General features: G+C 68.9%; 17 protein-coding genes. 14 read left to right on the plus strand and 3 right to left on the minus strand.

From position 1 onward, the window contains the following. The 13 genes from AXE84_RS07115 to dapC all read left to right on the plus strand — a co-directional run bounded on the left by AXE84_RS07115 (position 1) and on the right by dapC (position 18,837). Positions 1-930, plus strand: coding sequence for an ABC transporter permease (locus AXE84_RS07115; protein WP_060957376.1), 930 nt, complete (start codon positions 1-3; stop codon positions 928-930). Next, entirely contained in the window at positions 923-1,882 is a 960-nt protein-coding gene (locus tag AXE84_RS07120; RefSeq protein ID WP_060957377.1) for an ABC transporter permease, read from the plus strand. Before AXE84_RS07115 ends, AXE84_RS07120 begins: the two co-directional genes overlap by 8 nt. After that, the gene (locus AXE84_RS07125) at positions 1,879-3,762 is read left to right on the plus strand and encodes a dipeptide ABC transporter ATP-binding protein (protein WP_060957378.1); all 1,884 of its coding nucleotides are present in this window, start codon (positions 1,879-1,881) and stop codon (positions 3,760-3,762) included. The genes AXE84_RS07120 and AXE84_RS07125 overlap by 4 nt, the downstream gene beginning before the upstream one ends. Positions 3,763-3,997: 235 nt before the next feature. Then, on the plus strand, positions 3,998-4,957 hold the full coding sequence (locus AXE84_RS07130; protein ID WP_060957379.1) for an ABC transporter permease: 960 nt from the start codon (positions 3,998-4,000) through the stop codon (positions 4,955-4,957). Between the two features lie 30 nt (positions 4,958-4,987). After that, positions 4,988-5,974, plus strand: a complete 987-nt coding sequence (locus AXE84_RS07135) for an ABC transporter permease (RefSeq protein WP_060958199.1) — start codon at positions 4,988-4,990, stop codon at positions 5,972-5,974. Next, positions 5,971-8,178 carry an ABC transporter ATP-binding protein gene (locus tag AXE84_RS07140; protein ID WP_060957380.1) on the plus strand — a complete coding sequence of 736 codons (2,208 nt, stop codon included), beginning with the start codon at positions 5,971-5,973 and terminating at the stop codon, positions 8,176-8,178. The genes AXE84_RS07135 and AXE84_RS07140 overlap by 4 nt, the downstream gene beginning before the upstream one ends. Before the next feature lie 106 nt (positions 8,179-8,284). Continuing rightward, positions 8,285-9,952: an ABC transporter family substrate-binding protein gene (locus tag AXE84_RS07145; RefSeq protein ID WP_060957381.1), complete on the plus strand. Its 1,668-nt coding sequence runs from the start codon at positions 8,285-8,287 to the stop codon at positions 9,950-9,952. A 61-nt stretch (positions 9,953-10,013) separates the two neighbouring features. Continuing rightward, on the plus strand, positions 10,014-10,721 hold the full coding sequence (locus AXE84_RS07150) for a PH domain-containing protein (RefSeq protein ID WP_081093111.1): 708 nt from the start codon (positions 10,014-10,016) through the stop codon (positions 10,719-10,721). Positions 10,722-10,796: 75 nt separating this feature from the next. Then, positions 10,797-11,999, plus strand: coding sequence for an MFS transporter (locus AXE84_RS07155; protein ID WP_060957382.1), 1,203 nt, complete (start codon positions 10,797-10,799; stop codon positions 11,997-11,999). A gap of 207 nt (positions 12,000-12,206) precedes the next feature. After that, entirely contained in the window at positions 12,207-14,129 is a 1,923-nt protein-coding gene (gene typA, locus AXE84_RS07160) for a translational GTPase TypA (RefSeq protein ID WP_060957383.1), read from the plus strand. Between the two features lie 15 nt (positions 14,130-14,144). After that, positions 14,145-16,979 carry a VanW family protein gene (locus tag AXE84_RS07165; protein WP_060957384.1) on the plus strand — a complete coding sequence of 945 codons (2,835 nt, stop codon included), beginning with the start codon at positions 14,145-14,147 and terminating at the stop codon, positions 16,977-16,979. A 244-nt stretch (positions 16,980-17,223) separates the two neighbouring features. After that, positions 17,224-17,574, plus strand: coding sequence for a ferredoxin (gene fdxA / locus AXE84_RS07170; protein ID WP_009394099.1), 351 nt, complete (start codon positions 17,224-17,226; stop codon positions 17,572-17,574). A gap of 54 nt (positions 17,575-17,628) precedes the next feature. Next, positions 17,629-18,837, plus strand: a complete 1,209-nt coding sequence (gene dapC / locus AXE84_RS07175; protein WP_060957385.1) for a succinyldiaminopimelate transaminase — start codon at positions 17,629-17,631, stop codon at positions 18,835-18,837. Between the two features lie 16 nt (positions 18,838-18,853). On the opposite strand, the gene AXE84_RS07180 is transcribed toward dapC, so the two are convergent. Next, a complete protein-coding gene (locus AXE84_RS07180; RefSeq protein ID WP_060957386.1) occupies positions 18,854-20,089 on the minus strand; it encodes an ATP-binding protein in 1,236 nt (411 codons plus the stop codon). A gap of 239 nt (positions 20,090-20,328) precedes the next feature. Here AXE84_RS07180 and AXE84_RS07185 point away from each other — a divergent pair, with 239 nt between their 5' ends. Then, entirely contained in the window at positions 20,329-21,750 is a 1,422-nt protein-coding gene (locus AXE84_RS07185) for a citrate synthase (RefSeq protein ID WP_081093191.1), read from the plus strand. Between the two features lie 393 nt (positions 21,751-22,143). Here the strand turns inward: AXE84_RS07185 and AXE84_RS07190 are convergent, their stop codons facing one another. Next, complete coding sequence (locus AXE84_RS07190) at positions 22,144-22,392, minus strand: ribbon-helix-helix domain-containing protein (RefSeq protein ID WP_060957387.1); 249 nt, start codon at positions 22,390-22,392, stop codon at positions 22,144-22,146. Between the two features lie 65 nt (positions 22,393-22,457). Further along, on the minus strand, positions 22,458-23,306 hold the full coding sequence (locus AXE84_RS07195) for a VOC family protein (RefSeq protein ID WP_060957388.1): 849 nt from the start codon (positions 23,304-23,306) through the stop codon (positions 22,458-22,460). Positions 23,307-23,373: the final 67 nt, after the last annotated feature.

Genomic DNA, 23,373 nt, shown 5'->3' on the forward strand with positions numbered 1-23,373 from the left:
ATGCTTCGCTACGTCGCACGCAGGCTGCTGCAGATGGTCCCGGTGTTCTTCGGTGCCACGCTGCTCATCTACGCGATGGTCTTCGCCCTGCCGGGCGACCCGATCGCCGCGCTCGGGGGCCAGCGCTCGCTCAGCCCCGAGGTGATCGACCAGATCAAGGCCAGCTACCACCTCGACAAGCCCTTCATCGTCCAGTACCTGCTCTACCTCAAGGGACTGTTCACCCTGGACCTGGGCCAGTCGCTGCGGGGGACCGAGTCCATCCTCGACGTGCTGGTGCGGGCCTACCCGATCACCATCAAGCTCTCCCTCATGGCCCTGGCCTTCGAGGCCATCGCGGGCATCGGCTTCGGCCTCATCGCCGGGGTGAGGAAGGGCGGCTGGTTCGACGCCACCGTCCTGGTGCTCTCCCTGGTGGTCATCGCCGTGCCCACCTTCGTCATCGGCTTCGTCCTGCAGTTCATCGTCGGGGTCCGCCTGGGATGGCTGCCCGTGACCGCCGGCGAGAGCCCCGGCTTCACCGAGCTCCTCATGCCCGCCATGGTGCTGGGCGCCGTCTCCTTCGCCTACGTGCTGCGCCTGACCCGTACCGAGGTGGCCGAGAACCTCACCGCCGACCACGTGCGCACCGCCCGGGCCAAGGGCCTGAGCGGGGCCCGCGTCATGATCGTCCACGTCCTGCGCAACTCCCTGGTCCCCGTCGTCACCTTCCTGGGTGCGGACCTAGGGGCCCTCATGGGAGGCGCCATCGTCACCGAGGGCATCTTCAACATCAAGGGAGTGGGAGGCACCCTCTACTCCGCCATCATCCGCGGCGACGGCCCCATGGTCGTGTCCTTCACCACCGTGCTCGTGCTCGTCTTCATCATCTCCAACCTCCTGGTGGACCTGCTCTACGCCGCCCTGGACCCGAGGATCCGCTATGCCTGAGAACACCACGTCCCCCACTACCCGCCCGGGCCAGGAGCGCTTCGTCATCGCCGACGACGAGATCGGCCTGGGCGCCGTCGACGCCGTCGCCGACGAGTCCGCCCCGGCCTCCGTCTGGGTCGACGCCTGGAGGCAGCTGCGCCGTCGGCCCATCTTCTGGGCGGCCTCGGTGCTCATCGCCGTGGCCGTGGCCTTCTCCCTGGTCCCCGGGCTCATCGCCCCGCGCGACCCCGGCTACTGCACGCTGGTCAACTCCTACCAGGGGCCCTCCTGGGGCCATCCCTTCGGATTCGACATCCAGGGCTGCGACATCTTCGCCCGCACCGTCCACGGCGCCCGGGCCTCGGTGAGCGTGGGCATCTTCACCACCCTCGTCGTGGTCCTCGTGGGCTCGGCCGTCGGGGCCCTGGCCGGATTCTTCGGCGGGTTCTTCGACGCGCTACTCTCGCGCGTCACCGACATCTTCTTCGCCGTGCCCTTCGTCCTGGCGGCCATCGTCGTCATGCAGATGTTCCGCAACGACCGCTCGATCCTCACCGTCATCCTGGTCCTGGCCCTGTTCGGCTGGCCCCAGATCGCCCGCATCACGCGAGGCTCGGTCATGAGCGTCAAGAACGAGGACTACGTGACCGCCTCACGGGCGCTGGGCTCGGGACGCATGGCCATGCTGCTGCGCCACGTCATGCCCAACGCGGCCGCCCCCATCATCGTGACCGCCACCGTCGAGCTCGGCGTCTTCATCGTCTCGGAAGCTACCTTGAGCTTCCTGGGCATCGGGCTGCCTTCCTCGGTCGTCTCCTGGGGTGCGGACATCGCGGCCGCCAAGGACGCCCTCAACAGCCACCCCAGCGTCCTGCTCTTCCCCTCCGGCGCACTGGCCCTGACCGTGCTCGGCTTCATCATGCTCGGCGACGTCGTCCGCGACGCCCTGGACCCGAAGGCCCGCAAGTGACACCCTCCAACGCATCTACCGCCACCGCCTCAGGCGCCTCCGACAAGACCTTCGCCCCCGCGTCCTCCTGGAAGGCCGAGAGCGACCCCCTCCTGGAGATCCGTGACCTGGAGGTCGCCTTCCGCTCCTCGACCGGGCTCGTCCCGGCCGTGCGCAAGGCGAACCTGACCCTCTACCCCGGCCAGTCGGTCGCCATCGTGGGGGAGTCGGGCTCGGGCAAGTCCACCCTGGCCCACGCCGTCATCGGGCTGCTGCCCGGAACCGGCCGGGTCACCGGCGGCACGATCCGCTTCCAGGGCCGCGACATCACCCACCTGGGCACCCAGGAGCTCACCGCCCTGCGCGGCTCCTCCATCGGCCTGGTGCCCCAGGACCCCATGTCCAACCTCAACCCGGTGTGGTCCATCGGCTTCCAGGTCAAGGAGGCGCTGCGGGCCAACGGCCTGGCCGGCGTCGCCGACGACCGCCTCGCCCACCTCATGGCCGAACATGCCGGGCACGCGGGGCGCACTGGGCACGCCGACCGCGCCCAGAAGGCGGCCCCCTCGGCCGGCGGGCGCATCGACGTCGACGAGCAGGTGGCCCTCCTGCTGGAGCAGGCCGGCCTGCCCGAGGCCTCCCGGCGGGCCAAGCAGTACCCTCACGAGTTCTCCGGCGGCATGCGCCAGCGCGCCCTCATCGCCATCGGCCTGGCTGCCCGCCCCGACCTGCTCATCGCCGATGAGCCCACCAGCGCCCTGGACGTCACCGTCCAGCGACGTATCCTCGACCACCTCCAGACCCTCGTGCGCGAGCTGGGCACCGCGATGCTCTTCATCACCCACGACCTGGGGCTGGCCGCCGAGAGGGCCGAGCACATCGTCGTCATGCACCGCGGCCGGGTCGTCGAGTCCGGCCCCAGCCTCGAGGTGCTCCAGGATCCCCGTCACCCCTACACCCAGCGCCTGGTCAAGGCCGCCCCCTCCCTGGCCTCCCGGCGCATCGAGTCCGCCCACGCCCGCGGCATCCAGGTCACCGACGACGAGCTCCTGGGCGCCAGCCTGGGATCGAGCGCCACCGAGGAGATCCTGCGCGTGGAGCACCTCACCAAGGTCTTCGAGGTGCGCGGCGCCAAGGGCAAGGACAAGACCCTCACCGCCGTCGACGACGTCAGCTTCGGTATCCGCAAGGGCACGACGACGGCGCTCGTGGGCGAGTCCGGCTCGGGCAAGTCCACGGTCGCCAACATCATCCTGAACCTCATCGACCCCACCTCCGGCAAGGTGTTCCACGACGGGGTGGACCTGTCCACCCTGGGGCCCAAGGAGCTCTTCGCCCTGCGGCGCATCATGCAGCCGGTCTTCCAGAACCCCTACGGCTCCCTGGACCCGATGTACTCGATCTTCCGCGTCGTCGAGGAGCCGCTGCGGGTCCACGGGATCGGCACGGCCAAGGAGCGCGAGGCGCGCGTCGCCGAGCTGCTCGACATGGTCTCCCTGCCGCGCTCGGTCATGCGCCGCTACCCCCACGAGCTCTCCGGCGGTCAGCGCCAGCGCGTCGCCATCGCCCGCGCCCTGGCCCTCAAGCCGCAGATCGTCGTCCTCGACGAGGCGGTCTCCGCCCTGGACGTGTTGGTCCAGGCCCAGATCCTGCGCCTGCTGTCCGACCTGCAGTCCGAGCTGGAGCTGACCTACCTGTTCATCACCCACGACCTGGCCGTCGTGCGCCAGATCGCTGACGACGTCGTCGTCATGGAGCACGGGCGCATCGTGGAGTCCGGGGCGGCCGACGAGCTCTTCGCGAACCCGAGCCAGGACTACACCCGCGAGCTCATCCGGGCCGTCCCCGGAGCCGGCATCGACCTCTACGGCGATGAGGCTCCCTCGAGGTCCGAGAGCTGAGGATAGACGTCTGACGACGCGGCGGTGGACATCAATCCGCCGCCGCGTTTCATTTCCCCTTTTTAACCAGGTGAGCGGTTTTTGAATGCTGGAAATGTATCCATTGCGTTTCACTCGACAGGTATTGTGACCTCATTCATTTGTTCGTACACGGTGTCACCTCCAAGGCTGTCAGGTGCTCGTGCTGCGGGCCGGTGATCCAAGCATCGGTGGGTTGTCCCAAGGAGGAGAACGCATGCTCCCGTACCTGGCGCGCCGGATCGCGAACTACGCGGTCCTGCTGTTCATCGCCACGTCGTTGGCGTACCTGCTGGCCTCGGCCTCCCTGGACCCCTCAGCCCTGTGGAACCGTCAGGACCCCTCCCTCAACTGGGACGCCATTCACGCCAACCTCGTGAAGTACAACATCAGCCACGACCTGCCCGTGTGGGACCGCTACGTCACCTGGCTGCGCAACGTGCTCTTCCACTGGGACTGGGGGCGCACCCCCAAGGGCGAGCTCATCAACACCCTCATCGGCACCAAGATCTTCGTCTCGGTGCGGCTGGTCATCCTGGGTGCAGCCATCGGCATGGTCGGGGGAGTGGCCCTGGGGGCCTGGACCGCCACGCGCCAGTACCGCTTCTCCGACCGCGCGATCTCCCTGATCTCCATGATTATCATCTCCACCCCCGCCATGGTCATCGCGATCCTCCTGCAGGTCCTGGCCGTCCAGATCAACCGCAGCTCCGGCTTCCAGATCTTCGAGTTCACCGGTGAGGGGGAGGGCGCCCTCGGTCGCCTCCAGCACCTGCTGCTTCCCACCCTGTCGATGTCGCTGGGCGGTATCGCCTCCTACTCCCGCTTCCAGCGCAACCTCATGCTCGACACCCTGGGCGCCGACTACGTGCGCACCGCCCGCGCCAAGGGCCTCATCAAGCGCAAGGCGCTGACCCGCCACGCGCTGCGCACCGCGCTCATCCCCATGGCCACCTACTTCGCCTTCGCCCTGGCCACCCTGTTCACCGGTGCCGCCATCACCGAGCGGGTCTACGGCTGGCACGGCATGGGCGAGTACTCCATCAGTGCGATCGCCGGTATGGACATCAACGGGGTGACGGCCGTGGTCGCCTTCTCCGGGCTGTGCACCCTCACCGGTGCGCTCCTGTCCGATGTCTTCGTGGCGATCGTCGACCCGAGAGTGAGGGTGAGCTGACCCATGGCGCGCAATGCTGAACCCAACGGTATGGCCTCCATCGGCAAGCAGATGACGGTGGGTGGCTACACCCCCGTCGAGCAGGGCGGGGAGGCCCCACTGAGCCCCGAGGACCTGGGCGACATCACCAAGGAGACCCCCAGGGACTCCCGGCGTCTGACCCGCAGGCAGATCATCACCCGGCGCTTCTGGCGCAACAAGGGGGCCGTCGTCGGAGCGATCGGCTTCCTGCTCATGGTGCTCTTCGCGCTCCTAGGTGGCACCGCGACCCACTGGACCTTCACCGACGTCGACTCCTCCGCCTTCCTGCAGGCCCCCAGTGCCGATCACTGGTTCGGCACCACCCAGGGCGGCCGCGACGTCTACGCGATGGTCGTGGAGGGCACCCGCAAGTCCATGATGATCGGCGTCTTCGTCGCCCTGCTCCAGACGGGCATCGCCGCCGTCATCGGGTCCTCGGCTGCCTACTTCGGCGGCTGGTGGGAGAAGATCGCCCTGTGGGCCACCGACCTGCTCCTGGTGGTGCCCTCCTTCCTCATCATCGCGATCCTCTCCCAGCGGGCCGGAGCCGCCAAGGGCTCCATCGTGCTGTTCATCATCCTCCTGGCCGGCTTCGGCTGGATGCTCACGGCCCGCGTGGTGCGCTCCCTGACCCTGAGCGTGAAGAACCTGGAGTACGTCAATGCCGCCCGCTTCATGAACGTGCCCAGTCCCGTCATCATCGCCCGGCACATCCTGCCCAATATCGCCTCCCTGCTCATCGTGGACGCCACCATCAACGTGGCCTACGCCGTCATCAGCGAGACGACGCTGTCCTACTTCGGCTTCGGGGTCCAGCCGCCCAACACCTCCCTGGGCACCCTCATTGCCGAGGGGCAGCGCTCCGCGACCACCTACCCCTGGATCTTCCTGGCCCCGGCCGCCGTGCTCGTCCTCATGCTCCTGTGCGTCAACGTCATGGGTGACGGTCTGCGCGATGCCATCGATCCCTCGTCCAAGTCAGGAGGCAAGGCATGAGCCCCACGAGCAGCACCCGCACGTCCGCCGAGGCCACGAAGAGTGCCGCGGCCGTGCCCGCCGTCGATGCCCGCAGAGGCGACGACGCGCTGCCGGACCCCACCAGCACCGCCCCGCTGCTGGAGGTCTCCGACCTGAAGGTCTCCTTCCCCTCCGAGGACGGGCGCGTCAACGCCGTGCGCGGAGTCAATCTGTCCGTCGCCCGCGGTGAGGTGCTGGCCCTGGTCGGCGAGTCCGGTTCGGGCAAGTCCGTCACCTCGACGGCGGTCATGGGACTGCTCGACGACTCCGCCGAGGTCACCGGGTCGGTGCGCCTCCACGGCACCGAGCTGCTGGGGCGGCCCGACGGCTACATGTCCCGCATCCGCGGTTCCCAGGTCGCCATGGTCTTCCAGGACCCGCTCAGCGCCCTGACCCCCGTGTACACGGTGGGCGCCCAGATCGTCGAGGCCCTGCGGATCCACCAGCCCGGCATGAGCGAGGCGGACGCCCACAAGCGCGCCGTCGAGCTGCTCGACCTGGTGGGCATCCCCAACCCGCAGGTGCGTGCCAAGGCCTACCCCCACGAGTTCTCCGGCGGTATGCGCCAGCGGGCCGTCATCGCCATCGCTATCGCCAACGACCCCGATCTCATCATCGCCGACGAGCCCACCACGGCCCTCGACGTCACCATCCAGGCCCAGATCCTTGACGTGCTGCGCACCGCCCAGAAGGAGACCGGTGCCGGCGTCATCATGATTACCCACGACCTGGGGGTCGTGGCCGGCATGGCCGACCGGGTGGCCGTCATGTACGCCGGGCGCATCGTGGAGACCGGCGACGTCGATGACATCTTCTACCGCTCGCGCATGCCCTACACGATCGGCCTGCTCGGCTCCCTGCCCCGTCTGGACGCGCGCAAGGACTCGGCCCTGGCCACCCTGGAGGGCAACCCGCCCTCCCTGCTCGAGCTGCCCCGAGGGTGCCCCTTCATCCCCCGCTGCCCCATGGCCCAGGCCGAGTGCGCCCAGGAGGAGCCGGAGCTCACCCTCGTGGAGCGCGAGGGGACCGACGGCCAGGAGGCCGGCTCCGGCGCCCAGTACTCGGCCTGCCACCGCCGCGACGAGATCGAGCGGGACCAGCTCGACTACTCCCACATCTACCCCGTCCCGGCTCTCAAGACTCCCGAGACCATGAGCCTGCCGCACGCCGAGCGCCCCGAGGTCCTGCGCGTCACCGACCTCGTCAAGGAGTTCCCCCTCATGAAGGGCGCCGTCTTCAAAAGACGCGTGGGCACCGTCCACGCCGTCGACGGCGTCTCCTTCGACGTCCGCCGGGGCGAGACCCTGGCCCTGGTCGGCGAGTCCGGATGCGGCAAGACCACCACCCTCATGGAGGTCCTCTCCCTCCAGGCGCCCCAGGAGGGCACGATCGTGGTCCTGGGCAAGGACACGGCCGACCTGGGGCGGGCCCAGCGTCGCCAGGTGCGCCGCGACCTGCAGATCGTCTTCCAGGACCCCATGGCCTCCCTGGACCCGCGCCTGCCGATCTTCGACATCATCGCCGAGCCACTGCGGGCCAACGGCTGGAAGAAGGCGGACATCGGGCCGCGCATCGAGGAGCTCATGGGGCTCGTCGGGCTCGAGCCCAGCCACGCCAACCGCTACCCGCGCAACTTCTCCGGCGGGCAGCGCCAGCGCATCGGCATCGCCCGCGCCCTGGCCCTCGAACCCAGCCTCCTGGTCCTCGACGAGCCGGTCTCCGCCCTGGACGTGTCCATCCAGGCCGGCGTCATCAACCTGCTTGACGAGCTGCGCGCCACCATGGGGCTCAGCTACCTCTTCGTGGCCCACGACCTGTCAGTGGTGCGCCACATCGCCGACCGCGTCGCCGTCATGTACCTGGGGCGGATCGTGGAGATCGGCGACGTCGACACCATCTTCGAGGCCCCGGCCCACCCCTACACCCAGGCCCTGCTCTCGGCGATCCCCATCCCGGACCCGGCCAAGGAGCGCGGCCGCAGCCGCATCGTCCTGGAGGGCGACATGCCCAGCCCCGCCAACCCGCCGTCGGGTTGCCGCTTCCGCACCCGCTGCCCGAAGTTCGCCTCAGGACTCACCGACGACGAGCGCTCGGCCTGCCTGGGAGCCATGCCGGAGTTCCGCTCCCAGGGTGAGGACCACGACGTCGCCTGCTACTACCCCGAGCGCACCGCGGTCTTCTGACGTCCCTCGCCCCGAGTCCACCCATCGCACTGTCCACCGATCCAGTCCACCGATCCTGCCCACCACCGCGCGCCGACGACGGCGCCCTTAGTGAACGGAGAATCCCATGAAGCTCAACCGTCGCATGTTCCTCGCCACGACGACCTCCGCGGCCGTCCTGACCGCCCTGGCGGCCTGCGCCAAGAACGGCTCCGGCTCCTCGGGCTCCACCGCAGGTGTGCCCACCGCCGCCCCCGACGAGCTCCAGGACGGGGGCACTCTGCGCTTCGGCATCGGCTCGGCGCCGGCGAACTGGAACGCCTTGACCGTGGACGGCAACATTGTCGACGTGTGGCTGGTCATGAAGTTCGTCTCCCCCTTCACCGTCGACTGGGCCGCGGACGGCAAGGCGACGCCGAACCCCGACTTCCTCACCAAGCTCGAGGCCGCGGAGGTCGGCGGCAAGACCGTGGTCACCGTGGCCGTCAACGAGAAGGCCACCTGGGGCAACGGGCGCAAGTGGGACTCCGAGGACATCAAGGTGTTCTTCGACCATGTCAAGGACCCCAGCTACTCCTGGGCCACCGTCGAGGGGCTCGAGAAGGTCGAGAAGGTCGAGATCGTGGACAAGCAGACCGCCAAGGTCACCTTCAACTCGATCTACCCCGACTGGTCCTACCCCCTGGCCGGCATCAGCCCCAGGGAGCTCATGGCCGACGCCAAGACCTTCAAGGAGTCGATGGCCGGCGCCACCAAGTTCAACAACGACTACTTCGCCGGCCCCTTCAAGATCAAGAGCTACGACGAGTCCAAGCAGGTCATCACCCTGGAGCGCAACGACAAGTGGTGGGGCGCCACCCCCAAGCTCGAGACCGTCACCCTGCACGTCCTGGACGACTCGGCCTTGGGGCAGGCCTTCGCCAACAAGGAGATCGACGTCCTGGACTACATCTTCTCCGCCGACGTCTACCAGCAGGCCAGCGGTCGCGATGACGCCGAGGTCCGCCAGAACACCGGCCTGCAGTGGCGTCACATCATGTTCAACGCCTCTTCCGGCCCTCTGGCGGACAAGGCCGTGCGCCAGGCCATTGTCCGGGCCTGCGACCGCGAGGCCATTGCGGCCTCCGACCTGGCGGGCCTGCCCGTGGACGCCAAGAAGACCCTCCTGGGCAACCGCTTCTTCCTGCCCGTCCAGGAGGGCTACCAGGACAACTCCACCAGCTGGGGCCACGACGTCGAGGCCGCCAAGAAGCTGCTCGACGGCGCCGGCTGGGTGGCCGGATCCGACGGCGTGCGCGCCAAGGACGGCACGAAGCTCGAGCTGGTGATGACCATCCCCTCCAATGCCCCGGTGGCAACCAACGAGGCCAACCTCCTTCAGAAGCAGCTGGGCGAGGTCGGCATCAAGCTCAGTGTCTCCACCGTCGAGATCGATAAGTACTTCCCGGAGTACATCAACAAGAAGAACTACGCGCTGACGGCCTTCACCTCCGAGAAGACCCAGTACCCCCTGGCCAACGTGGGCCAGTACTACGCCTCGACCAGCCAGTCCAACTACACCGGGCTGTCCGTCCCCGAGGTCGACCAGTACGTCGCCAAGATCGGCTCGACCCCCGATGGCGCCGAGCGCAACAAGCTCGCCAACGAGCTCGACAAGATTCTGTGGGAGAACGTCTTCAGCATCCCGATCTACCAGCGCATGCAGCTGACGGCCGTGCCCAAGACGCTGCGCAACTTCGGCGCCCAGGGACTGGCCTCCTTCCGGCCCGAGCGCATCGGCTACGTCAAGAGCTGAGCCGGTGCCCGCAACCGGACCGGATGACGACGGACGTGAGCGTGTGCGGCATGATGCGCCCGTGCAAGAAGACGTGCCCACCACCATGACCACCACTGTGCCCCCTGTCATGCCGACCGTCGTCATCCGCTCCCTGCCGGCCCGCCTCGGCACCGCCCTCATCGGCCTGGCCTCGGCGGGGATGTCCCTGACGATCGGCCTGGCCGACGGCGCCGCCCACGGGCTGCGCACCCTGGCCTGGGCGGGGCTGCTCACCTTCCTCACCTGGCTGCTGTGGTGGGCCCCGCAGATCACCCTGACCCCGCAGGCTCTCACCATCCGCAACGCCTGGCGCACCCACGTGCTGGACTGGGGCGAGGTCGAGATGTGCCGCACCCGCTGGGGGCTGTCGGTCGTCACCCGCGACGACGTCGAGGTGCGGGCCTCGGCCGCTCCCCGCCGCGGCGGCATGGCCGAGTCCTTCCGGCGCCGCCAGGAGCTGCGCGAGCAGCAGGAGCGGCGCGACGGCCTGCGGGCCACCGAACCGGCCCCGGCGGTGCGCCCGGAGTACCTGGTGGGGGAGGGGACCTACCGCACCAACCTCGACACCGGTGACGCCGGGGCGCTCATTGAGGCCTACGCCGAGCAGGTGTGCAGCCTTCCTGCTCAGGCCGCGGACGATGCGGCGCCCGGCGCGGCCGCCGGCGTGAGCAGCAGCCTCAACCGCCCGGTCGTCGCCGCCGCCGGACTGCTCGCCGTCGCGCTCGCGGCCGTGACCGTGCTGCTGTGAGATGACCTACCACTGCTCCGATGGACGGCGAGACGGACGAGCACGCACGGGGAGTGCGGCGGGAGGGGTAGTCGAATGAAGCTGTTGGTGGAGGACCACGTCGTTGAGTTTCTCGTGTCGCGAGGCCTGTATGTCCTGGCGAACTCGGCAGTTCCCGTATTGCTCGCGATAGCTGTCGCATCGGAGGGTTACAGTGCCTCCGGTGTCGGGCTGGTTCTCGGCGTGGGTGCGCTGCCGGGCATCTTGGGTGCGTTGTTGGCTCCGCAGATGCTGGTCCACGTCAGCCCCAAGACCATGTTCGGCGGTGCGGCGGCCGCATGGATCGTGATCTGTGGTGGGATCGCGATACTGAGTCGTGCCGGCTCGGTTGGCCTCGGCGTGTACGTCACTGTGTCGTTCGCCTTGGAGTTTGTCGCATCGATCATGTATCCAACGATGGGGTCCTATGTCGCAGACCTGGTGCGGTCGGATCTGCTGGATCGGATGAATTCTGCCAGGGCTGTCGTCGCTGGCCTGTGCGCGGTCGCCGGCCCTGGAGTTATTGCGCTGGTGCAGTCATGGCGAGGTGTTTCAGATGCTTGGTGGCTGGTATCCCTGCTGATGCTCGTGTGCCTGCTGTCGCAGAGCCGCCTGCCGAAGGGGCGTAGAACGGGTGGTGCGGATCGTGTGACTGCGCTGAAGCGGGGCCTGCGGGCCGCTGCACGTTCCCGAGGTGTTCTCGTTGTGCTGGTCGGCTCCGGGGTGTGGCACTTTACTGTGTGGGGAAGTTACATGACGCTATGCCCCGTCGTGCTGCGCGATGAGTATCAGGCGTTATGGTTCATCGGTGTCAGCGAGTCCCTGTTTGCGGTCGGTGGGATCGTGGGGTCCTTGGTTCGTCTGCCATCCCGCTTGTCGCGCCCAGTGCTGTGCCTGGTTGCGCTTCTCAGCTTCGTTCCGGTTCCGGTCAGCGTGGTGCTCGGTGCGCCTCTGTGGCTGGTCGCTGTGTCCCTCTTCGTGTCAAGTGCTGTGATTGCGTCGACGAGTGTGGCTTGGGAGACGTTTCTTCAGTCTCGAGTTGAGCGTGACGCACTGCCCTCTGTGTTCGCCTTGGACTACCTCGCCGGGGATGGTGTCGCTCCGCTTGGGTATGTGGCTGTTCCTGCTCTTGCGGTGTGGCTGGGGCAGGGGGCGGGTGTGCTGGTGGCCGCTGGGGTATGTGTCGTGGTGCTGCTCGGTTGCCTGTGGGCGTATGCCGTTTCTCCGGAGGTGGAGGACGTCGAATCGGCTGCGGAGTGACCGTCAGCTCGTGGTTCGCAGTTCCGCAGGGGGTTGAAGCTGCCGGTGCCTGAATGGTTGAGGTGAGGGGCGGCACATGTCGGGTGTTGGCCCGGCCATGGCAGGTCGCGACCGGTGTCCTCTAGTCTTTCTCTGTTTCGTGCCCTGTGGTCGGTGCCTGAGCGGTGCCTGGCCCGCGGCGTCCTCCCACCGGAAGAAGTGCCCCCTATGAGCGTGCGCCAGGATCTGCGCAACGTCGCCATTGTCGCCCACGTCGACCACGGCAAGACCACTCTTGTCGACGCCATGCTTTGGGAGGCGGGGGCCTTCGGGGCCCGGGCCACCGAGGAGACTACAGGTGAGCGCGTCATGGACTCCGGCGAGCTGGAGCGCGAGAAGGGCATCACGATCCTCGCCAAGAACACGGCGGTCCATTACTCGGGCCCCTCCGCTGCGGATGCCGGCTGCCCCGAGGGCATCGTCATCAACGTCATCGACACCCCCGGCCACGCCGACTTCGGCGGCGAGGTCGAGCGCGGGCTGTCCATGGTCGATGGCGTCGTCCTCCTCGTTGACGCCTCCGAGGGACCCCTGCCCCAGACCCGCTTCGTGCTGCGCAAGGCCCTGGCCGCGAACCTGCCGGTCATCCTCGTGGTCAACAAGGTGGACCGCCCCGACTCCCGGCTCGACGAGGTCGTCTCCGAGTCCACTGACCTGCTGCTGTCCCTGGCCAGCGACCTGGCCGACGAGCACCCCGACATCGACCTCGACGCCGTCCTGGACGTGCCCGTCATCTACGCCTCCGCCAAGGCCCGCCGCGCCGACACCGAGGCCCCGGCCGACGGCGAGCTGCCGGCCAACGAGAACCTCGAGCCGCTCTTCCGCACCATCATCGAACGGATCCCCGGCCCCTCCTACGAGGAGGGCGCCCCCCTGCAGGCCCACGTCACCAACCTGGACGCCTCACCCTTCCTGGGCCGCCTGGCGCTGCTGCGCATCCACAACGGCACCCTGCGCAAGGGGCAGACGGTGGCCTGGGCTCGCCACGATGGCTCCCTGTCCTCCGCCCGCGTCTCCGAGCTCCTCGTCACCGAGGGGCTGGATCGCAAGCCCGCCGAAGAGGCGCACGCCGGCGACATCGTCGCCGTCGCCGGGATCGAGGACATCACCATCGGCGAGTCCCTCGTGGACCCCGAGGACCCGCGGCCCCTGCCGCTCATCACCGTGGACGACCCGGCCATCGCCATGACCATCGGCATCAACACCTCCCCGATGGCCGGGCGCACCAAGGGCGCCAAGGTCACCGCCCGTCAGGTCAAGGACCGCCTGGACCGCGAGCTCATCGGCAACGTGTCCCTGCGGGTCCTGCCCACCTCCCGACCCGACGCCTGGGAGGTGCAGGGGCGCGGCGAGCTGGCGCTGGCGATCCTCGTGGAGCAGATGCGCCGCGAGGGATTCGAGCTGACCGTCGGCAAGCCCCAGGTGGTCACCCGCACCATCGACGGCAAGCACCACGAGCCCATCGAGCGCATGACCATCGATGTCCCCGAGGAGTACCTGGGCGCCGTCACCCAGCTCATGGCCGCCCGCAAGGGCCAGATGGAGACCATGACCAACCATGGCACCGGCTGGATCCGCATGGAGTTCCTCGTGCCGGCCCGTGGCCTCATCGGCTTCCGCACCCAGTTCCTCACCGAGACCCGCGGCACTGGCATCGCCTCCTCCATCGCTGAGGGCTACGCCCCCTGGGCCGGCAAGATCGTCTCGCGCACCACAGGCTCCCTCGTCTCCGACCGCGCCGGGGCCGTGACCGCTTACGCGCTCATCCGCCTGCAGGACCGCGGCAGCTTCTTCGTTGAGCCCACCCAGGAGACCTATGAGGGGCAGGTCGTGGGGGAGAACCCCCGCGGCGAGGACATGGACGTCAACGTGGTCCGTGAGAAGCAGCAGACCAACATGCGCTCCTCGACGGCGGACACCTTCGAGGCCCTCGTGCCGCCGCGTCGCCTCACCCTGGAGGAGGCCCTCGAGTTCGCCGCCGACGACGAGTGCGTCGAGGTCACCCCGGAGGCCGTGCGCATCCGCAAGGTTATCCTCAACTCCCAGGAGCGTTTCCGCGAGAACGCCCGTCGTCGTCGTGCCGAGGTCTGAGAGGAACCGCCGCCCATGAGCCAGTCCGTCAACCGTGGGGAGAAGCCCGCCGCCCCCGAGGCCGCAGCCGACGCCGTCGAGCCCGTTGAGACTGCTGCACCGGCCGAGTCCGTTGAGCCGGTCGAGAAGGCTGTGGAGGCTGAGGAGGCCGTGGAGGCTCTGGCCGCCGAGCAGCCTGAGATGAGGGCGGCCGAGGGCGACTCCGCCAAGGGCGGGGACGCCGATGACACCCCGACCCTCAACCTCGATGAGGAGTCCCAGGATGATCCGGACGAGGAGCCCGGCGCCGAGGCCCACCAGCCTCAGGAGGCCGCTGAGGCTGTCGAGGCCGTGAAGCCCGCGGAGGTGGCCGAGCCGGCCGAGTCCGTCGAGCAGGCCGAGGAGGTTCCGGCCGTCGAGCGGCCTGAGGCTGGGGCGGCCGAGGGCGACTCCGCTGAGGGCGGGGACGCCGATGGCACCCCGACTCTCAACCTCGACGGCGAGTCCCAGGACGTTCAGGACGAGGCGGCTGAGTCCGCTGCGCCTGTCGCGACAGCCGAGTCCGTCGAGCAGGCCGAGCAGGTTGAGCAGACTGAGGCGGCTCCGGCCGTCGTCGAGCAGCCTGAGGAGAAGGCGCCCGCCGCCCAGGACATCCGCGAGGTCGCTGAGCAGGGCACAGACGAGACCTCCGCCCCTGACGACGAGTTCGTCGAGCCGGCCGTTTCCGAGCCGGCCACGTCCGAGCCGGCTGCGGTTGAAGCCGCCGAACCGTTGGCGACGCCCGCATCGACGCGCGTCGTCGACGAGGTCGCCACCCCTGCCGAGGCCCTCTCGCCCTATGAGTCGGCCGGCGCCGATGCGGCTGCCGAGAACCGGCGGGGCACCGCATGGAGCCCCGACTCCGGCGACATGCCGCCGTCGATCACACCGAAGAGCCTGTCCGGGGCATCGCCTTCGGCGCCCGAGCAGACCACTCCCGCCGTCGACGCCGCCCGAGCCGCTGAGCCCACTAAGGGCGAAGCCGATCCGGTGGGGGACGACGCTGCCGCTGCCGTCCCCGGGACCCTGGCCGCGGCCAAGAAGGCGCACAAGCCCGTCAAGGCCCAGAGCATCGCGAAGAAGACCAACGGCGGGGCAACCGGGTCGGGCGCCTCTCGCCGTCGGCGCCTCATCCCCGCCGCCTGCGCCGCCGGGGCCGCGGCCCTGCTGCTGGCCTGGGGTGGCATCGCCTGGTGGACCACCCAGCACATCGCCTCGGGCACCACCGTCTCCGGCGTCGATGTCTCCGGCCTGAGCCCCAAGAAGGCCCACGAGCGTATCGGCAAGGGCATCGGCGACCAGCTCGCCCAGCCCGTCACCCTCACCGTCGGGCAGGGCAGCTCCGAGCTCGTGCCCGCCAAGTCGGGTATCTCGGTCGACACCGACGCCTCGGTCAAGAAGCTCACCGGATTCACCCTCAACCCCCTCACCCTGGCTCAGCGCCTCGGCGGCCAGCACACCGACGCCGTCATCCGGGTCGATTCCACCGCGCTGCGCGGCGCCCTGGAGGACAGGGTCGATGCGATGGCCAACGGTGCGGTCTCGGCGACCGTGACCCTGGAGGGCACCAAGCCGGTCATCACGCCCGCGAGCAACGGCATCGGACTCGACGTCGAGGCCTCTCTCAAGCAGATCGGCGGCACCTGGCCCCTGGGGAAGAAGACCCTGGCCATGGCTGAGGGCACTGCGATCCCCGCCATCACCGACGAGGAGGCCTCCACGTTCGTGAACGGCACGCTCACGCCGCTGCTCTCCAGCGGACTGACCGTGAACACGGCGGCTGCCGACCCGCAGAGCAAGAGCCCCGGCGCGGCGGCGGCCTTCTCACCGCAGGACACCGCCGAGATGCTGAAGATCTCCTCCGAGGGCGGTAACTTGAGCGCCACTTTCGACCCGACCGCACTGCGTGACGGCGTCGTCGCCAGGGTCGGCCAGGTCGAGACCCCCGCCCAGAACGCGACCTGGAAGATCGACGGCTCCGCCACCGGTGCCCCGGGTGCACGCCCCCAGTACGTCCCCGCCGCCCAGGGCAAGGTCATTGACACCGCGGCCCTGTCCGCAAGCCTGCTCAAGGCCGGCACCACCGCCACCGACGCCGCCGGCCGGACCGTGACCCTGCCGATGGTCGTGGCCGAGCCGACGGTGACGACGCCGCAGAACGAGTGGGGCATCAGCGAGATGATCGGCGAGTTCGCCACCCCGTACAACGCCGGGGACGCGCCTCGCACCCAGAACCTCACCCGCGGGGCCGAGCTCGTCAACGGCACGGTCGTCAAGCCCGGCGAGGTCTTCTCCCTGGAGAAGACCCTCGGTGAGGTCGACTACGAGCACGGCTTCGCCGACGCCGGAGTCATCTCCAACGGGCAGCACGTGGACTCCCTGGGCGGCGGGCTGAGCCAGGTGGCCACCACCGTCTTCAACGCCGGCTTCGAGGCCGGCATGGACGACACCGAGCACCACGCCCACCAGTACTACTTCGACCGCTACCCGGCCGGGCGCGAGGCCACCTTGTGGACCGGCAAGCTCGATGTGAAGTTCACGAACTCCACGTCCCACGCGGTACTGGTTCAGGCCTGGCTGGACGGGGAGCAGATCCACGTGCGGATGTGGTCCACGAAGTACTACGACGTGTCGATCACCTCCTCGGACCGGTTCAACTTCCGCCCGGTGTCCACGGAGCGCAAGTCCGGTCCTGGCTGCGAGCCCTACTCGGGCGGCAACCCCGGCTTCGACATCACCGTCACCCGTACCCGCAAGCACGAGGGCAAGGCCCTGCCCGACGACGTGCTCACCACCCAGTACGCCGCCGACAACGACATCGTCTGCTCCTGACCGGGGCGGGCGGTTCGCGGACGGGCCAGTATTCCTCAGCGCTTCACGGTTCTCCGACATCGGTGCTACCTGTGACATTCGCGCCGCGGCAGTGACGTAATCGCGGTGTGGCAACCCTGAGTTTTTGGCGTGCTGACGGCCACTGTCTCACCTCTTGGGCCGACGGGCACTGGGGGACCATACTTGGCCCGACCCCGCTCACCCGCGCGGGCGGATTCCCCTGAGAAGAAAGGACACTGCTGCCATGACGTACGTCATTGCCCAGCCCTGCGTCGACGTCAAGGACCGTGCCTGCGTCGACGAGTGTCCCGTCGACTGCATCTACGAGGGTGAACGCAGCCTCTACATCAACGCCGACGAGTGCGTCGACTGCGGCGCTTGCGAGCCCGTCTGCCCCACCGAGGCGATCTTCTACGAGGACGATGTTCCCGAGGAGTGGGAGGACTACACCCGCGCCAACATCGACTTCTTCGAGCTCAAGGGACTCGGCTCGCCCGGCGGCGCCCAGAGGACCGGCGCGCTGGACTACGACGACCCCATGATCGCCGCCCTGCCCCCGCAGAACGAGGAGTGGAAAGAGGCCAACGGCTACTGAGCCGACGGGCCGGGGGTGGAGACGCCCCTGGCCCGTGAGGAAGAATCAGGGCCCGTGACCACCAGCGCGACACCTGAGACCGCCTCCAGCCTCCACCTGCCCCGCCGACTCGCCCTGCCCGACTTCCCCTGGGACTCGCTGACCCCCTACCGGGAGCGGGCCGCCCAGCACCCGGACGGCGTCGTTGACCTCGCGGTGGGCACGCCCGTCGACCCCACCCCCGAGATCGCCCGCAACGCCCTGTTCTCGGCCGCCAACGCCCCCGGCTACCCGACGGCGGTCGGTGCCCCCGTGGTGCGTGCCGCCATCGCCGAGTGGATGGAGAGACGTCGGGGCGTGGCCGGCCTGGGCGATGACGAGGTCATCCCCACCATCGGCTCCAAGGAGTCCGTGGCCCTCCTGCCCCTGCACCTGGGGGTGTGTCCCGGCGACCTCGTTCTGCACCCGCGTGCCGCCTACCCCACCTACGACGTCGGCGCCCGCCTCGTGGGAGCCACCCCGGTCCCGGTGGACACCGACGCCGACCCCGCCACCTGGGGCATCACCGAGGACGCGCCCGTGGCCGTCGTCTGGCTCAACAGCCCCGGCAACCCCGACGGGCACGTCCTGAGCGTCGAGCAGATGGCCCGGATCGTCGCCTGGGCCCGGGCACGGGGCGCCGTCGTCATCTCCGACGAGTGCTACGCCGAGCTCGGCTGGGAGGCGCCGTGGGACACCCAACCGATCCCGAGCCTCCTGGACCCCCGGGTCGGGGGAGTGGAGGGCCGAAGCGGCCTGCTCGCCCTGTACTCCCTGTCCAAGCAGTCCAACCTGGCCGGCTACCGGGCGGCCTTCCTCGCCGGTGACGCGCGGCTCGTGGGCGCCGTCACCGAGGTGCGCAAGCACACCGGCATGCTCATGCCGACTCCGGTGCAGGCGGCCCTCGTGGCCGCCCTCGGCGACGAGGCGCACATGGAGGTGCAGAAGGAGGTCTACCGGGAGCGCCGCGAGGTCCTCGTTGAGGCGACCGCCGCCGCCGGGCTCGTCAACGACCCGGCCTCCGTGGCCGGCCTGTACCTGTGGCTCCGGGGGCCCGAGTCGATGAGCGCCTACGAGCTCGTGGGGGCCTTCGCCGAGCTGGGGATCGTCGTGGCCCCCGGCGACTTCTACGGTCAGGCTGGGGCCGGGCGGGTGAGGATGAGCCTGACCGACACCGACGAGCGAGTGGCCGCCGCCGCCGCGCGCCTGCGCTCGCCCGAGGCCGCCGCCCTCTTCGCCGGCTGAGGCCGGCCGGTCCCGGTCAGCCCACCTCGGGCCACTCGGAAGTGAGATAGGCCCCGACGGCGCGGTGCTGGAATCGGTAGGGCCTACCGCGCCGGATGATCCTGCGGGTCAGGTCGAGCCGCTGCGCGGTGGGGCCTGCGTCCGTGGCCCTCTTGTGCCCGAGCCGGTTGGCGATGTTCGTCAGAGAACGCTCCTCGGGTGCGAGCTCGGCCATTGCCTCGACGAACTCCCTCTCGCGCGGTGGGAGCCGGTCGAGAATGCGCTGCACATGCGCCTCCGCCTCGTGGACCGCCTGCCTGCTCCATCCGGTGCGGACGTGTTCGGCGGTGATGATGCTGTCGGTGCTGGCGTGCCAGGCGCACTGCCCGGCGAGTTGGAAGAGGAACGGCTCGCCGCAGGAGAGCTCGATGATGGCGCGTTGGGCGTCGGGCTCCATGAAGATCCGGTCTGTGCCGCCGTCGGCGGTGGTGATAGGCCACCCCTGGCTGATGAAGGGGTGGAGTGCGGTCAGAAGGTCGTCGTCGTCGATGGTCTCCAGCGTGGTGGTCTGGAAACGACGCGCGAAGGTGGCACCGGATCGGGCTCCGGCCATGTCCGCGAACTCGGGCAGCCCGGTCAGGTAGACGGCGATAGGAAGCGCCGAGCCAACGCTCAGGCCGCCGGGAAGGGGCGTGGGCTCCTCGTGAGTGAGTGCGTCACCCAGGGCGATGAGCAGCTGGGAGCGCGCGTGCTCATCAGTGATGTTCTGGACCTCGTCGATGTGGATCATCACCACGGCATGGCGCTTGGTGGCCGCACGGCCGATCTCAATGAGCAGATCGGTCAGGGCGGAATACGGCTCGGGACCGTCCTGGGCTCGCACGGACAGGGAGATGCCGGAAGCGGCCACGGACTCAACGCGGCGCAGCAGGTCGCCGATGCGCTGCTCCCTGGCTGCTGGCAGACCCGCCGTGTCGGCGAGGGTCAGTAGAGCCGAGGCGACTCGCTTGATGGGGTCGCTCCCTGACGGGATACGCAGCTGTGGCGTGACCCAGTCGCCCGCATCCAAGGCCTCACTCGCGATCCGACGCACCAACGCGGATTTTCCGGAGCCGGCTTCCCCCAGGATGGTGCGGCCGCGCTCGTGGATGCCTGCGGCGCGGCGCGGGCGAAGAGCGTCGCGCCAGTCGCTGAGGTGCTCGATGCGCCCCGCCCACACCAGGGGCACCGTGTCTGATCCTGGGCTGAACGGCGAGTCAAGAGGAGTCCTCATGATGATAAGTTTATCAATGAGCGACTGGCTTGATAAGTTTATCAAGCCCGGGTGGGTATCCGGCTGCTGCCCCCGGCGGGCTGATCCGGGCTGATCGGCCGATCCGGTGGCCCGCGATGAGTCCATGAAACGACGCCGTGACGACACACCCCGTACAGTGGTCGTTGGGCCCGCCGGAACCCCGTGGGCCCAGGTCTCGCCGTCGCGATGCGTGCGGCCCCGAGCCCCCAGGAGGCATGATGACGAGCACCCCCACCACCGCCGCGGACGAGCAGCCCGATCAGAGCCGGCCCAGCGCCGTCGGCGGTCCTGGCCTGCTGGCCGTTGACGGCCATGAGCTTGAGCTGCCGCGCACCCCGGCGACCGACGGTGCCGACGGCCTGGGCGTGTCCAAGCTGCTGGGCTCCACCGGCGTGGTGACGCTCGACCCGGGCTTCACCAACACGGCGTCGTGCACCTCGCAGATCACCTACATCGACGGCGCGGCCGGGATTCTGCGCTACCGCGGCTACCCGATCGAGGAGCTGGCCAAGTCCTCGACCTTCCTGGAGGTCGCCTACCTCCTCATCAACGGCGAGCTGCCCGACCGTGAGTCCTTTGCGCGCATGGAGCGGCGCATCTCGCGCCACCGGCTCCTGCACGAGGACTTCCGTGGCTTCTTCACCTCCTTCCCCTCCTCGGGCCACCCGATGGCGATCCTCCAGGCCGGGATCGCGGGCCTGGCCACCTACTACGAGGACACCCTCGACCCGCACGACCCCTACGAGCGCGAGCTCGCCACCGTGCTGCTACTGGCCAAGATGCCCACGATGATCAGCTACATCGCCCGGCGCGCCATCGGACTGCCGCTGCTCTACCCCGACCCGCAGCGCTCCTACGTCGAGGACTTCATCCGCCTGACCTTCGGCATGCCCTTCCAGTCCTACGACATCGACCCGGCCGTGGTGCGGGCCCTGGACATGCTGCTCATCCTGCATGCCGACCACGAGCAGAACTGCTCGACCTCCACCGTGCGCCTCGTGGGCTCAGCCGACGCCAACATGTACGCCTCCGTGGCTGCGGGCGTGGGCGCCCTGTCCGGGCCGCTGCACGGCGGCGCCAACGAGGCCGTCCTGCGGATGCTGGACACCATCCAGAGCTCGGGGATGAGCACGGCCGAGTTCGTCCGCAAGGTCAAGGACAAAGAGGACGGAGTGCGGCTCATGGGCTTCGGCCACCGGGTCTACAAGAACTACGACCCGCGCGCCGCCATCGTCAAGGAGACCGCCCACGATGTCCTGACCCGCCTGGGCTCCGACGACGGCGACCGCAAGCTCGAGATCGCCATGGAGCTGGAGGAGACCGCGCTGCGCGACGAGTACTTCGTCTCGCGCAGCCTCTATCCGAACGTCGACTTCTACACCGGCCTCATCTACCAGGCGATGGGCTTCCCCACGAAGATGTTCACACCCCTGTTCGCCCTGGGGCGCCTGCCGGGCTGGATCGCCCAGTACCGCGAGATGATCGCCGATCCCGCCAAGCGCATCGGGCGGCCCCGACAGGTTTACGACGGTTCCACCGAGCGCCACTACGTGGCCATGCACCGCCGCAAGCACGACGACGGCCAGTACCCGGACACCCGCGCCGGAGTCCCCAGCCTCGACCGCGTCACCAGGGTCTGAGTCACCAGGGTCTGAGGTTCACGGGCCACGCCGGTTGCCCAGGGCTGATTGTCTGTGGCCGGTTGTCTGGGGCCGGGCGGTGCGGTTCGGGAACGTACATTCCCGACGACGACTGCGTTCTCCCCCAAACCTCTGAGGTCCGCCCGCAGTGGTTTGGGGGAGAAGTACGTCCCCGACGCAGAAGTACGTTGTCGATCATCCGCTTGTGGGGTGCCACCAGTTGCTCGTAGATCGGGCGGCTGTCGCCGAGGGTGAACAGGGGATCTCCGGTCGACACGAAGGCCACCCCGGGCAGTACTCGACCACATCACGAGGGGCTGCCTTGCGCTCCATCGAATCAGGATGCCTGTTGCAGAGGTGAGGTGGGCCCCTGGTCTGGTGGGCGTCAGTCGATCACGCGACGAAGGCTCGTACGGCCGAGCGAATGATCTCGGAGCGGCTGGTGCCGTCCTTCTCAGCGCGCTGGTCGACCGCGGCTACCAAACTGTCGTCCATGCGGACTGGGACGACCCGCGCCGCACCATCCCCGATGGGGCGGCGTCCTCGCTTCTTCAGCACGTCGACGTCGTATCCACGTTCCGCTTCGTCAGCCCACTCCTGGATCATCTCGTCGGTGACTGGCACGCCATTAATGGATTCCATGCGACAAGTGTAATACGAAATGTCTGCCTGAACGTCGTCGAGACCGTCATGATGAGCTCTGCGGCCTACAGGCCGGTCAGGTCGATCTTGCCCATGTGCAGGAGCTTCTCGCGCGTGGCGGCGTCGGCCATGAGCTCGGCGATGTTGTGGGGGACGACCTGCCAGGACACGCCCCAGCGGTCGATGCACCAGCCGCAGTGCTCGGCCTCGGGCACGGCCGACAGCCCCGCCCAGTAGCGGTCGATCTCCTCCTGGTCCCGGCAGGAGACGATCATGGAGACCCCGCGAGTGAAGGTGAGGTCCTGGGAGGCCCCCGAGTCCATGGCCGCCATCCAGGTGCCGCGCAGCGTGAAGTCGGTGAACATGACGACCCCCGCCTCCATTGGCCCGGCCTCCCCGTAGCGACGCAGGGCCCCGCGGCGGGCGTCGTCGAACAGGGCGATCCAGGCCTCGGTGGCCTCCTCGGCGTTGGCGTGGTTGGGGCCGCCGAACATGAAGGAGGGCAGGATGAAGGGGCGCGGCTCGCCGGCCGGGTCGGTGAGCATGAGCTGCCAGGTCATGCCGAAGCGGTCGCGGACCCAGGCGTAGCGCGGCGAGAAGGGGTACTCGCCCAGCTCCATGAGCACACCGCCGGTGGACAGACGCTCGTAGAGCTCATCGAGGTAGGTCCGGGCCTGGTCTTCGCCGCCGAACAGGAGCGGGTCGAAGTTCAGGATGCAGCTGATCGACGGGTTCGGGGCGTCCTGGTCACCGCCGTTGATGAGCGAGAGGCGGAAGCCATGGATGCTGACCGTGGACGCGTACCCGGGCACCTGCTCGACGACGGAGCCCTCACGGAAGGCGTCGGCGTAGAACCGGGTCGCCTCATCGGCGGTGCCGTTGCACCGGATGGCGGGAGTGATGTGCTGGTCCATGTGGACACCGTAGCGTGACAAGCGTTGGGGCCGCTCCGGAGAGGAACGGCCCCAACACTGTGATCGA

The sequence above is a fragment of the Actinomyces oris genome (genome assembly GCF_001553935.1).
Classification (GTDB): domain Bacteria; phylum Actinomycetota; class Actinomycetes; order Actinomycetales; family Actinomycetaceae; genus Actinomyces; species Actinomyces oris_A.